This window comes from Mesorhizobium sp. B2-5-7, from assembly GCF_006440875.1.
GTDB lineage: Bacteria > Pseudomonadota > Alphaproteobacteria > Rhizobiales > Rhizobiaceae > Mesorhizobium > Mesorhizobium australicum.
The window spans coordinates 1,246,406-1,258,825 of sequence record NZ_VFUO01000001.1; the positions used below are offsets into that span (position 1 = coordinate 1,246,406).

Sequence of the window (12,420 nt, forward strand, 5' to 3'; positions counted from 1 at the left end):
CTATTCCATGTTGGTGTGGCGGGCGCGCATGGCTTCCGGCGACGCCGCGGTCATGTCCCTGAGCTTCAGCACCATGATCTCGAACAGCACGAACAACGCGCCCTCGAACACCGAGCCCATCGGCAGCACCGACGTCTTTTGCGGCCCCTGGTCGTCGGCCATGGTCTGCGCCGGGATCAGCAGCGTCAAATCGGCCAGCCCTGCGGCGCTGCCGCCTGCCTGGGCGGTCAGGAGCAGCACGGTGGCGCCTGCCTCGCGCGCGATGCGCATCAGGGTGAGTACGGTCGAGGTTTCGCCGGGTCCGGAACTGACAAGCAGGACATCGCCCTGCCCTACAGGCGGGGTGGTCATGTCGCCGACGACCGAAACCGGCAGGCCCAGATGATAGAGCCGCATGGCGAAGCCCTTCACCTGCAAGGCCTCGCGGCCGCAGCCATAGACGACGATCTGTCTGGCACCGACCAGCATCCCACAGGCGGCGTCGCTCCGATCGCCATCGACGCGCGCCAGCACCGCGCCAAGCTCGTCGAGCGCGGTCTTGAACATCTCCGAGCTGGAGTTGCTCACGGCCGCGCCTGCGCGCCGGCAATCGAATTGGGTTGGCAATTCCTGATCACGCTTTTCCCCGGAACAGCTTGATTTCGTTCATGCTAGCAACCGGGAAAATGCGTGTCCAACGCTCAGCGGCGCTTTTGCCAAGCCACAAGCGTGATAGTGTCATGTCAGACAAATCAATCCGGGAAAATTTCAAGATATGAAGTCACGGCATTTCGACCGCATCGGCAATGGCGGCATCACCTTCACGGAGCTGGGTTTCGGTACAGCGCCGCTCGGCAATCTTTACCGCGCCGTCTCCGACGAGGATGCCAATGCGACGCTGGAGGCCGCCTGGGCGACCGGCTGCCGCTATTATGACACCGCGCCCCTCTATGGGCTCGGCCTATCGGAAACGCGCCTCAATCCGTTCCTGCGATCCAGGAAGCGCGACGACTACGTGCTGTCGAGCAAGGTCGGCCGCATCATGCGCGCCTGCCCGCCAGAAGAGCGCACCGGCATCGGCAAGTTCTTCGACACGCCGTCGCGCAAGGAGGTCTACGATTACAGCTATGACGGCGTCATGCGCTCGTTCGAGGCCTCGCTGGAGCGGCTTGGCGTCGACCGCATCGATATCCTGTTCGTGCACGATGTCGATATCTTCACCCACGGCAGCAAGGAGGCGTCCGACCGGCGCATCGAGGAGTTCATGCGCTCGGGCTATTATGGCCTGCTCGCCTTGCGCGACCAGCGCGTCATCAAGGCGTTCGGCGGCGGCATCAACGAATGGCAGGTGGCCCAGACCCTGGCCGAGCGCGGCGATTTCGACCTGTTCCTGCTTGCCGGGCGCTATACGCTGCTGGAACAGGAGGCGCTGACATCGTTCCTGCCGCTTTGCCAGAAACGCGGCATCGGCATCGTTCTCGGCGGCCCGTACAATTCCGGCATCCTGGCCACCGGACCGAAGCCCGGCGCTTACTACAATTATTCCGAGGCGCCGCAGGATGTGCTCGATCGCGTGGCGCGCATCGAGGCCGTCTGCAAGCGCCATGGGGTCAGGTTGATCGAAGCCGCCCTGCAGTTCCCGCTGTTGCACCCGTCGGTGGTTTCGGTCATCCCCGGCGGTCAGCGGCCTGAAGAGGTCGAGAGCAACCGCTCGCTGCTGGACGCGAAACTCCCTGCAGCGCTCTGGGCCGACCTCAAGAACGAAGGCCTCATGCGCGCCGACGCCCCGACAGCTTGAGGAGCTACCGTCCGGCCCAATACGCCGAAAAAGAAAAGCCGGGCAAGCCCGGCTTTTCTGGTTTTTTCAAAAATAAAAACGCGCTTAGTTGACGGCGTCCTTGAGACCTTTGCCGGCCGAGAACTTCGGCACGGTGCGCGCCGGGATCTTCACTTCGGCGCCGGTCTGCGGGTTGCGGCCGGTGGATGCGGCGCGCTTTGACACGGTGAAATTGCCAAAGCCGACAAGCCGGACATCGCCGCCCTTCTTCAGTTCGCCGGAGATGACAGAAAACACTGCATCGACCGCAGACTGCGCGTCACCCTTCGAAATGCTCGCGGCGTCGGCGACAGCGGACACCAGTTCGTTCTTGTTCATAAAAATTCCCTTCCATGAGAACACCGGAACTCACGACTCATCCGGCAGGAAACGGACTTTAGAAAGAAGCGTTCCCGCAACCAAGTCGAAAAGGCAGGAAAATAGCGGAAAAAGCCCGGAATTCCGGGGTTTTTCACATGAAAAAGCCGGGCGCGAGGCCCGGCTTTCTGTTTGTGCGCTGCAACCTTAGAAAAAACTAATGCGCAAGCGACTTTCCAGCGTCATCGCTCGTGTCCGTGGAAGCCGGCGGATTGACCGGTTCGACCCATTCGATCGGCTCCGGCATCCGCACCAGCGCGTGGCGCAACACCTCACCGACGCGTGAGACCGGAATGATTTCCATGCCGTTCTTCACGTTGTCCGGGATCTCCGCCAGATCCTTGGCGTTGTCTTCCGGGATCAGCACCTTCTTGATGCCGCCGCGCAGTGCGGCGAGCAGCTTCTCCTTGAGGCCGCCGATCGGCAAGATGCGGCCGCGAAGCGTTATCTCGCCAGTCATCGCCACATCGGCCCGCACCGGAATACCCGTCAGCACCGACACGATGGCCGTGGCCATGGCGGCACCGGCGGACGGACCGTCCTTCGGCGTGGCGCCTTCCGGCAAGTGCACGTGGATGTCGCGCTTGTCGAACAGCGGCGGCTCGATGCCGAAATCGATGGCGCGCGAGCGGACATAGGAGGCCGCCGCCGAGATCGATTCCTTCATGACGTCGCGCAGATTGCCGGTCACCGTCATGCGGCCCTTGCCGGGCATCATGACGCCTTCGACCGTCAGCAGCTCGCCGCCGACTTCCGTCCAGGCAAGGCCGGTGACGACACCGACCTGATCGTCAGCCTCGACCTGGCCGAAGCGGTAGCGCTGAACACCGAGATAGTCGGCGAGGTTCGCCGCCGTGATGCTCACCGTCTTCTTCTTCGTCTTCAGGATCTCGGTCACCGCCTTGCGCCCGAGCTTCATCAACTCGCGCTCCAAGCTTCTGACGCCCGCTTCACGGGTGTAGGTCTGGATGATGGCGCGGATCGCGTCCTCACCGACGGAGAACTCCTTTGGCTGCAGCGCGTGATCGCGGATCACCTTCGGCATCAGGTGCCGCTTGGCGATTTCGATCTTCTCGTCCTCGGTGTAGCCGGCGATACGGATGATCTCCATGCGGTCCATCAGGGGCGCAGGGATGTTCAGCGTGTTCGCCGTCGTCACGAACATCACGCTCGACAGATCGTATTCGACCTCGAGGTAGTGGTCCATGAACGTCGAGTTCTGTTCGGGGTCGAGCACCTCGAGCAGCGCGGACGACGGATCGCCACGGAAGTCCTGGCCCATCTTGTCGATCTCGTCGAGCAGGAAGAGCGGGTTGGACTTCTTGGCCTTCTTCATCGACTGGATGACCTTGCCGGGCATCGAGCCGATATAGGTGCGCCGGTGGCCACGGATCTCGGCCTCGTCACGCACGCCGCCAAGCGCCATGCGGATGAATTCGCGACCGGTCGCCTTGGCGATCGACTTGCCGAGCGAGGTCTTGCCGACGCCGGGAGGGCCGACGAGGCACAGGATCGGTCCCTTCAGCTTCTTCTGGCGGCTTTGCACGGCAAGGTACTCGACGATGCGGTCCTTGACCTTGTCGAGGCCGAAGTGATCGGTGTCGAGCACGTTCTGCGCGTAGGCCAGGTCCTGCTTGACCTTGGAGTTCTTGCCCCACGGGATCGACAGCAGCCAATCGAGATAGTTGCGCACGACAGTCGATTCGGCCGACATCGGCGACATCGTCCTGAGCTTCTTCAATTCGGCATCCGCCTTTTCGCGGGCCTCCTTGGAGAGCTTGGTCTTCTTGATGCGAGCCTCGATCTCGGCGGCCTCGTCGCGGCCGTCCTCGCCCTCGCCGAGCTCCTTCTGGATCGCCTTCATCTGCTCGTTGAGGTAGTATTCGCGCTGCGTCTTCTCCATCTGGCGCTTGACGCGCGAGCGGATGCGCTTCTCCACCTGCAGGACGGAGATTTCGGCTTCCATGAAGCCCATCGCCTTTTCCAGCCGCTCCTTGACGGAAAGCGTGGCCAGCATTTCCTGCTTTTCAGGGATCTTGATGGCAAGATGCGAGGCAACCGTGTCGGCGAGCTTGGAATAGTCGTCTATCTGGCTGGCGGCACCCACCACTTCGGGCGAGATCTTCTTGTTCAGCTTGACGTAGTTCTCGAAGTCGGTGACGACCGAGCGGGCCAGGGCCTCGACCTCCACCTCCTCCTCTTCCGGTTCGACCAGAGCCGTGGCCTTGGCCTCGTGGAAGTCGGGACGGTCGGTGAAGGAGACGATTTTCGCACGCGAGGCGCCTTCGACCAGAACCTTGACGGTGCCGTCGGGCAGCTTCAGCAATTGCAGCACATTGGCGAGCGTGCCGATGTCGAAGATCGCATCGGGCTCGGGATCGTCATCGGCGGCATTCATCTGGGTGGCAAGCAGGATCTGCTTTTCCTGACCCATCACCTCTTCCAGCGCCTTGATCGACTTTTCGCGCCCGACGAAGAGCGGAACGATCATATGCGGGAACACCACGATGTCGCGCAGTGGGAGGACCGCGAAGACGCCGTCGCTGGGAGCCTTGGATATTTTGGCCATTGTCCAACCTTTCATGTCGCGGCCACCATCAGGCCAACCGCGAATCTCATATTAACGACCGGGGATCGTTCCGCCTACCACCGTTTATGACGGGAGTTTTACAGCACAGAAATCGGGCACCTCGGCCTTCTCGTGTTAGGTGGAGGCAGGCAGGGCAAAGATCAAGAGTTAACATCGTCCCCAATCCACTCCATCGCGACGCTGTGCCGGTTCCTCACAGCAAAACGGCGCCGCAGGGGCGCCGTTCCATAAAAATATAGGGCCAAGTGCCATATCAGGCGCTGACATTGCCCTTCTTTTCCTTCTGTTCGGAATAGATGTAGAGCGGCCGGGCGCTGCCGGTCACCACCTCTTCCGAAATCACAACCTCGCGCACGCCTTCGAGCGCCGGCAGTTCGAACATCGTGTCGAGCAGGATCGCTTCCATGATCGAACGCAGGCCGCGCGCACCGGTCTTGCGCTCGATGGCGCGCTTGGCGATCGCCGAAAGCGCGTTCTCGTGGAAGGTCAGATCGACATTTTCCATCTCGAACAGGCGCTGGTACTGCTTGACCAGCGCATTCTTCGGCTCGGTCAGGATCTGGATCAGTGCCGGCTCGTCGAGATCCTCCAGCGTCGCCAGAACCGGCAGACGGCCGACGAACTCCGGAATGAGGCCGAACTTCAACAGATCCTCGGGCTCGACCAAGCGGAAAACATCACCCGTGCGGCGATCCTCCGGCGAGGCGACGACAGCTCCGAAGCCGATCGAGGTTTTCCTGCCGCGATCCGAAATGATCTTGTCCAGCCCGGCGAAGGCGCCGCCGCAGATGAACAGGATGTTGGCGGTGTCGACCTGCAGGAACTCCTGCTGTGGGTGCTTGCGGCCGCCCTGCGGCGGCACGGAGGCGACCGTGCCTTCCATGATCTTGAGCAGCGCCTGCTGAACGCCCTCGCCCGACACGTCGCGGGTGATCGAGGGATTGTCGGACTTGCGTGAAATCTTGTCGATCTCGTCGATGTAGACGATGCCGCGCTGGGCGCGCTCGACATTGTAGTCGGCCGACTGCAACAGCTTCAGGATGATGTTCTCGACGTCCTCGCCGACGTAACCGGCCTCGGTCAGCGTCGTGGCGTCGGCCATGGTGAAGGGTACGTCGATGATGCGGGCCAGCGTCTGTGCCAGCAGCGTCTTGCCGCAGCCGGTCGGGCCGATCAGCAGGATGTTGGACTTGGCCAGCTCGACATCGTTGTTCTTGCCGGCATGCGCGAGGCGCTTGTAGTGGTTGTGGACGGCCACCGACAGCACGCGCTTGGCGTAGGGCTGGCCGATGACATAGTCGTCGAGAACCTTGAGGATCTCCTGCGGGGTCGGCACGCCCTCGCGCGACTTCACCATCGAGGTCTTGTTCTCCTCGCGGATGATATCCATGCACAGCTCGACGCACTCGTCGCAGATGAACACCGTCGGACCGGCGATCAGCTTGCGCACCTCGTGCTGGCTCTTGCCGCAAAACGAGCAATAAAGCGTGTTCTTGGAATCACCGCTGTTGTTGCCGACCTTGCTCATTTTCATGTCCTTTCATGGCCGCCCGCCGATGGTCTGGCTGAAAGGGCGCATACTCTATTTATCGCGGGAATCCGCCGCCGCCAGTCTTCCGGCTCCCGCAACGTATTCCGTACGAAACACAAATCAGAAAACGTGGCAATGATTCGCAGCTTCCCCACGCAAAGCTAAGCCGTCGAAAATCAACATAGCCTTAACGTAGGCAATCCCGACCTCCGAGGGAACAGCCAATTGTGGCCGAAATGACGCAAGACACGCCAAAAGCGCGTGATGGTGCCATCCAACTGCCAACTAGCCTTTATGCCAACGCCCCCTCGGCCGCCTCGCGCGACGAAATGACCTTGTCGATCAGGCCAAAATCCTTGGCCTCGTCGGCGGTCATGAAATGGTCGCGGTCGAGCGTCTTCTCGATGTCCTCATAGCTCTTGCCGGTGTGCTTGACATAGACCTCGTTGAGGCGACGCTTCAGCTTGATGATGTCCTGGGCGTGACGCTCGATATCGGACGCCTGCCCCTGGAAGCCGCCGGACGGCTGGTGAACCATAATACGGGCGTTGGGCGTGGCGAAACGCATGTCCTTGTGGCCGGCGGTCAGCAGCAGCGAGCCCATCGAGGCCGCCTGGCCGATGCACAGCGTCGACACGGCCGGTTTGATGAACTGCATGGTGTCGTAGATCGCCATGCCCGAGGTGACGACGCCGCCCGGCGAATTGATGTAGAGGTTGATTTCCTTCTTCGGGTTCTCCGCTTCGAGGAACAGGAGCTGCGCGCAGACCAGCGTCGCCATGCCGTCCTCGACCGGACCGGTGATGAAAATGATGCGCTCCTTGAGGAGGCGCGAGAAAATGTCGTAGGCCCGCTCGCCGCGATTGGTCTGTTCGACCACCATCGGAACGAGGTTCATGTAGGTTTCGACGGGATTCTTCATCAGTTATCTCTTGTCTCGCGGTGGGATTCCGGCGCCGGACAGGCTGGCAGCTCGGGCAGAATCGGTTCTGGATCGTTAAGATGTAAATAGGATGCCGGCTCATCCTTGTGCAAGGCCGACCCGTCCTAGCCATCTGGGTAAGTCGAATCAAGCTTCCGGGCAAGAATTAGCAGCAGCTGATGCCACGCCGACCTCAAATACCGACCGGCCCCGCCAGGGTAGCAGTTTCTTAACCTCGTCACTTAACGAAATGCGCCAAAACCGCTTTTCTCCGCAACGGCTTCCCCTACAATTCAACGTTGAACTTGTGCCTACAGTTCAGACGGGGAGTGCCATGTCCGGGAAAACCGCATGCTTCACCATTGCAGGGATGACCATGCTCGGCTCGATTTCGCAAACGGCGGCCGGTGGTCGCGCCGTCGAATGCTACGAGCCCGTCCACACACCGGCCGTTTACGACACCGTCTACGAAGACGTCATGGTCAGCCCTCCCGGCCAGCAGATCGTCGACTATGATCCGCCGATCTATGGCACGCGCGAGCGAGTGGTGATGACTGTGCCGGCCCAGGTTCGGTATGAGGTGGTGCCTGCGGCCACCAGGACCGTCTATCACACCGTCAGGGTCGATGGCGGCGGCTATTCCTGGGAATGGCGCGTCATCCATGGCCGCCGCGTGTTGTGCAAGGTTTGGCACAAGGCACGCTTTGAACGCGTCGCCGAGACGGTGGTGATCCAGCCCGAGCGCACGCGGCGCGTCGTCATTCCGGCGCAATATGACAGCATCGCCGAGGAGGTGCTGGTGCGGCCCGAGCAAAGGCGCGTCATCGATATTCCCGCCGCGTACCAGACCGTCCCGCGCCGCGTGCTGGTGCGCGAAGGCTCATCCGGCTGGCGGCGGGTGCATATTCCAAGGCACTGCCAGGACTAGGCTTAGGCCACCTCGGCCCGCAGCCAGGCCTTAAGACCGACGACATCGCCATCGCCAATGGCTTTGGCCACACGACGCCCGACCGCCGCGCCGAACTTGTAGCCGTGACCCGAGCACGCCGAGACGACCAGGCACTTGCCGGTCTCATGCGCCAGGAATCTCTCGTCATCGGTGAACGTGTAGGCGCAGGTGACCACTTCGGTCACCTTGTACTCCTCGATGCGGGCGATCGGCGGCGAAAACAGGTTGCGGATCGCCTCGCCCTCGCCGGGCACCGGCTCGCGGTTCCAGTCGGCGTCGCTGGTCGGCACCTTGTGCAGGCCCGAGCCGAATTTCATGCCGGCGCCCCGCGTAAGCGGGATCATATAGCCGTCGGTCGTGCCGCCGACATCGAGAATGACGGGCGCCGCCTCCCAAGCGGCCTTGAGATCGGCCGGCGGCTCGACATAGGCGAGCGCGGTGCGAAAGGTCTTCAATTCGCCGCCGAGTTCGGGGAATAGTTTCAGCACCCAGGCGCCAGCGGCAACGACGATGCGGTCGGCCTGCATCGTCTCGCCGGATTCGAGCACGATATGGCCGGCCTCGGCATCGATCTCCGTCACCTTGCTGTGCTCGTAGACGTTGGCTCCATTGGCACGCAGCCATTTGGCCAGCCCGGCCGCTATTTTGCGGCAATGCAGCGCGCCGCCCTCGGGCGAAAAATAGGCGTAGCGGAACGAGCCGGCCTCAAGGAACGGCCAGCGCTCGACGGCTGCCTCCGGTCCCAGCAATTCGAAAGGGAATTTTCCCTCTTCCAGGCCCTCGCGGTATTCCTCGGCCTCGTCGCCGGGCTCGCGCGAAACGCAGACGAAGCCCCGCGCGTCGAGGTGGTTCTCGCCGAGATCGGCCCACATCTCGTCCCAGGCCTCGTAGGCTTCGGTGATCAGCAGCCCATAGCCGGTTCCAGCGCGGTAGGCGCGGCGGATGATGCGGTGATGGTCGCCCGATGCCGCCAGCGGATTGGGGATCGGCCCCTGCTCGACAACCGACACGGCGTGGCCCGCCTTGACCAGCGACCACGCCGTGGACAGACCGGCGATACCCGCGCCGACAACGATCACATTCATCCGTTCAGACCTTCCGCAACCCTACTGCCTGGCTCAATGCATCGGGCTGTCGGACGCAACATACGGTCTGGAACAGGGCTGGCAAGCCGCGCTATGGGTCTGGCATGACCAAATCGACGCTCTCCTATCTGGCCTTTGATCCAGCCACTCGCCAGCTCAGACTCGACCCGCGCGAACCGGCTTTCTTCCTGAACCCTTACGAGGCCTACGGCTTCCTGCACGAAGCCTCGAATGCGTTTTTCTGGGAAGAGTTCGGCTTCTGGTGCTTTGGCGGCTTCGGCGACGTCAACCGGCTGTTGCGCGACCGCCGTTTCGGCCGCCAGAACCCGGCCGGCATCCCCGACAGCCGCGGTGTCGGACAAGACAGGACCCATCTCAAGGCATTCGACGGCATCGAAGCCAATTCGATGCTCGAGCTGGAGCCACCGGTCCATACGCGGCTGAGAACACTGGTCAACCGGGCTTTCGTCTCCCGTCAGGTCGAACGGTTACGGCCGCGCGTCGAGGCGCTCGCCAACGAATTGATCGATCGTTTCGAACCTGGCAAGGCCGTCGACCTCCTGCCGGCCTTCGCCTCCCCGCTGCCAATCACCATCATCGCCGAAATGCTTGGCGTGCCGGTGGAGATGGGGCCGCGACTGCTCGACTGGTCGCATCAAATGGTTGCCATGTATATCCATGGCCGCACCCGTGAGACCGAGGAGACGGCCAACCGTGCCGCGGGCGAATTTTCCGATTTCCTGCGCGGCTACGTCGCCGAGCGGCGCAAGAAGCCGGGCGATGACCTGCTGTCGCTGCTGATCTCGGCCCAGGAAGACGGCCAGAAACTGTCAGAGGACGAGCTGGTCTCCTCGGCCATCCTGCTGCTCAACGCCGGCCACGAAGCAACCGTGCACCAGACCGGCAATGCCATCCATTCCATCCTGGCACAAGGCGGCGACCCGCGCCGCTTCTTTACCTCGCCCGAGGCGACGGCGGCGACGGTCGAGGAATGCCTTCGTTTCGACGCGCCGCTGCACATGTTCATGCGCTATGCCTACGACGAAATCCAAATCGCGCCCGGCATCGTCGTGCGGCCGGGCCAGACGATCGGACTTCTGCTTGGCATGGCCAATCATGATCCGCATGCCTTCGCCGAACCGCAGACCTTCCGGCCGGAGCGCACCGACCAGAAGAATGTATCATTCGGCGCCGGCATCCATTTCTGCATCGGTGCGCCGCTGGCCCGCCTCGAACTGCAGGTTTCGCTGAGGACCTTGTTCGAGCGGCACCCGCACCTGCATCTCGCCGAACAGCCGCGCTTCCGCGACACATACCACTTCCATGGGCTGGAACGACTTGCCTTCCATTTTTAGCTAGCGAGCTGCCGGGAAATCCGATCGGATTCTCGATATGTGATCAAGCTTCAAAGCTTGATCACATACTCCTTGCGAGTCGTTTCAAGCACTTCCCAGCTTCCCTTGAAGTCCGGCCGCAGCACGAAGCTGTCACCGGCTTTGACGGTGCGCGCTTGGCCGCCCTCTTCGGCGATTACCGAAACACCTGAGAGAATGTGGCAGAACTCCCATTCTTCATAGACGATGCGCCACTTGCCCGGGGTCGATTCCCAGATGCCGGCATAGAGGCCGCCGTCGCGCTCCTCGACATTCCAGGTGCGGAATTTCGGATCGCCCGAGATCAGGCGATCCGGCGCCGGCGCGCCGGATTCGGGTTCGACGCCTTTGGTGTCGACGGAAAGAAACGCGGTCATATCAGGTCAGACCTTGGCGAGCGCCTGTTCGAGGTCGGCGACGATGTCGGTGACATCCTCGATGCCGATGGACAGCCGCACCGTGTCGGGTCCGGCACCAGCCTTGACCTTCTGTTCGTCGGAAAGCTGGCGGTGCGTGGTCGATGCCGGGTGGATGACCAGCGACTTGGTGTCGCCGACATTGGCCAGGTGCGAGAACAGTTCGAGTGCCTCGACGAATTTGATGCCCGCCTCGTAGCCGCCCTTGAGGCCGAAGGTGAACACGGCGCCGGAGCCCAGCGGCGAATATTTCTTCTGCAGCGCGTTGTTCTTGTCGCTGGGCAGGCCGGGATAATTCACCCAGGCGACCTTGGGGTGGTTGGACAGCCAGCCGGCGACGGTGATCGCATTGTCGCAATGACGCTGCATGCGCAGCGGCAAGGTCTCGAGGCCGGTCAGGATAAGGAAGGCATTGAACGGCGAGATCGCCGGGCCGAGATCGCGCAGGCCGAGCACGCGCGCGGCGATGGCAAAAGCGAAATTGCCGAAGGTCTCGTGCAGCACGAGGCCGCCATATTCGGGGCGCGGTTCCGACAGCATCGGGTATTTGCCCGACTTCGACCAGTCGAAGGTGCCGCCGTCGACAATGACGCCGCCAATCGAATTGCCGTGGCCGCCCATGAACTTGGTCAGCGAGTGGACGATGATGTCGGCGCCATGCTCGATCGGCCGGATCAGATAGGGCGAGGCCAGCGTGTTGTCGACGATCAGCGGCAGGCCGTGCTTGCGGGCGATGTCGCCGATCTTCTCGATATCGACGAAGGTGCCGCCCGGATTGGCCAGGCTCTCGATGAAAATCGCCTTGGTCCTGTCGTCGATCTGGTTCTCGAAGGTCGAGATGTCATTGGTTTCGGCCCAGCGCACCTCCCAGCCATAATTCTTGAAGGCATGGCCGAACTGGTTGATCGAACCACCATAAAGCTTGTTGGCGGCGACGAAATTGTCACCGGGCTGCATCAGATTGTGGAACACGATGACCTGCGCGGCATGGCCAGAAGCAACCGCAAGGGCGGCCGTGCCGCCCTCGAGGGCCGCGACGCGCTCTTCGAGCACTGCCTGGGTCGGGTTCATGATGCGGGTGTAGATGTTGCCGAAAGCTTTTAGCCCGAACAGCGAAGCGGCGTGGTCCGCGTCATCGAAAACAAAGGAGGTCGTCTGGTAGATCGGCGTGGCGCGCGCGCCGGTGGCAGGATCGGGCTTGGCGCCGGCATGGACGGCGAGCGTGTTGAAACCGGGCGAACGGGTCACTGAAACCTCCCTTTGAACTTCCTAAATTGGCCGCGCATTCTTGGCGAAGGCGGCGTGCGAATGCAAAGAAGAAAATACCTTTCGGCGCCGATCCTTCGATCACACCGCAGGATAATGCGGCAATACGCGGAAT

The 12,420-nt window shown here is 62.1% G+C and carries 11 protein-coding genes; 3 read left to right on the forward strand and 8 right to left on the reverse strand.

Features of this window, described 5'->3' with window-relative positions; translation table 11 throughout:
• Complete coding sequence (locus tag FJ543_RS06275; protein ID WP_140874242.1) at positions 1–567, reverse strand: SIS domain-containing protein; 567 nt, start codon at positions 565–567, stop codon at positions 1–3.
• A gap of 187 nt (positions 568–754) precedes the next feature.
• On the opposite strand from FJ543_RS06275, the gene FJ543_RS06280 reads away from it, so the two are divergent.
• Positions 755–1,777 (forward strand): aldo/keto reductase, encoded by a 1,023-nt coding sequence (locus FJ543_RS06280; protein ID WP_140874244.1) that lies wholly within the window; start codon positions 755–757, stop codon positions 1,775–1,777.
• 84 nt (positions 1,778–1,861) lie between these two features.
• On the opposite strand, the gene FJ543_RS06285 is transcribed toward FJ543_RS06280, so the two are convergent.
• The 4 genes from FJ543_RS06285 to clpP form a co-directional block, all read right to left on the reverse strand.
• The gene (locus FJ543_RS06285) at positions 1,862–2,134 is read right to left on the reverse strand and encodes an HU family DNA-binding protein (protein ID WP_015318196.1); all 273 of its coding nucleotides are present in this window, start codon (positions 2,132–2,134) and stop codon (positions 1,862–1,864) included.
• Positions 2,135–2,330: 196 nt separating this feature from the next.
• A complete protein-coding gene (gene lon, locus FJ543_RS06290; RefSeq protein WP_015318197.1) occupies positions 2,331–4,742 on the reverse strand; it encodes an endopeptidase La in 2,412 nt (803 codons plus the stop codon).
• A gap of 274 nt (positions 4,743–5,016) precedes the next feature.
• The gene (clpX, locus tag FJ543_RS06295; protein ID WP_013532190.1) at positions 5,017–6,291 is read right to left on the reverse strand and encodes an ATP-dependent Clp protease ATP-binding subunit ClpX; all 1,275 of its coding nucleotides are present in this window, start codon (positions 6,289–6,291) and stop codon (positions 5,017–5,019) included.
• Positions 6,292–6,586: 295 nt separating this feature from the next.
• Positions 6,587–7,216, reverse strand: coding sequence for an ATP-dependent Clp endopeptidase proteolytic subunit ClpP (gene clpP, locus FJ543_RS06300; protein ID WP_015318198.1), 630 nt, complete (start codon positions 7,214–7,216; stop codon positions 6,587–6,589).
• Between the two features lie 334 nt (positions 7,217–7,550).
• Between clpP and FJ543_RS06305 the strand changes: the two genes are divergently transcribed.
• Positions 7,551–8,144, forward strand: a complete 594-nt coding sequence (locus tag FJ543_RS06305) for a hypothetical protein (protein ID WP_140717514.1) — start codon at positions 7,551–7,553, stop codon at positions 8,142–8,144.
• 2 nt (positions 8,145–8,146) lie between these two features.
• Here FJ543_RS06305 and FJ543_RS06310 read toward each other — a convergent pair whose 3' ends face one another.
• Positions 8,147–9,250 carry an FAD-dependent oxidoreductase gene (locus tag FJ543_RS06310; protein ID WP_140720726.1) on the reverse strand — a complete coding sequence of 368 codons (1,104 nt, stop codon included), beginning with the start codon at positions 9,248–9,250 and terminating at the stop codon, positions 8,147–8,149.
• Positions 9,251–9,354: 104 nt separating this feature from the next.
• On the opposite strand from FJ543_RS06310, the gene FJ543_RS06315 reads away from it, so the two are divergent.
• Complete coding sequence (locus tag FJ543_RS06315; RefSeq protein WP_140720728.1) at positions 9,355–10,605, forward strand: cytochrome P450; 1,251 nt, start codon at positions 9,355–9,357, stop codon at positions 10,603–10,605.
• Positions 10,606–10,655: 50 nt separating this feature from the next.
• On the opposite strand, the gene FJ543_RS06320 is transcribed toward FJ543_RS06315, so the two are convergent.
• Together FJ543_RS06320 and FJ543_RS06325 are read right to left on the reverse strand one after the other, a co-directional pair.
• Complete coding sequence (locus FJ543_RS06320) at positions 10,656–11,000, reverse strand: cupin domain-containing protein (protein WP_140720730.1); 345 nt, start codon at positions 10,998–11,000, stop codon at positions 10,656–10,658.
• A 6-nt stretch (positions 11,001–11,006) separates the two neighbouring features.
• A complete protein-coding gene (locus FJ543_RS06325) occupies positions 11,007–12,287 on the reverse strand; it encodes an O-acetylhomoserine aminocarboxypropyltransferase (RefSeq protein WP_140661967.1) in 1,281 nt (426 codons plus the stop codon).
• Positions 12,288–12,420: the final 133 nt, after the last annotated feature.

Bases quoted from the DNA above. Each gene is read 5' to 3' on its own strand.
- FJ543_RS06280 (WP_140874244.1), top strand. From the start codon at position 755: ATGAAGTCACGGCATTTCGACCGCATCGGCAATGGCGGCATCACCTTC.
- FJ543_RS06285 (WP_015318196.1), bottom strand. From the start codon at position 2,134: ATGAACAAGAACGAACTGGTGTCCGCTGTCGCCGACGCCGCGAGCATT.
- lon (WP_015318197.1), bottom strand. From the start codon at position 4,742: ATGGCCAAAATATCCAAGGCTCCCAGCGACGGCGTCTTCGCGGTCCTC.
- clpX (WP_013532190.1), bottom strand. From the start codon at position 6,291: ATGAGCAAGGTCGGCAACAACAGCGGTGATTCCAAGAACACGCTTTAT.
- clpP (WP_015318198.1), bottom strand. From the start codon at position 7,216: ATGAAGAATCCCGTCGAAACCTACATGAACCTCGTTCCGATGGTGGTC.
- FJ543_RS06305 (WP_140717514.1), top strand. From the start codon at position 7,551: ATGTCCGGGAAAACCGCATGCTTCACCATTGCAGGGATGACCATGCTC.
- FJ543_RS06310 (WP_140720726.1), bottom strand. From the start codon at position 9,250: ATGAATGTGATCGTTGTCGGCGCGGGTATCGCCGGTCTGTCCACGGCG.
- FJ543_RS06315 (WP_140720728.1), top strand. From the start codon at position 9,355: ATGACCAAATCGACGCTCTCCTATCTGGCCTTTGATCCAGCCACTCGC.
- FJ543_RS06320 (WP_140720730.1), bottom strand. From the start codon at position 11,000: ATGACCGCGTTTCTTTCCGTCGACACCAAAGGCGTCGAACCCGAATCC.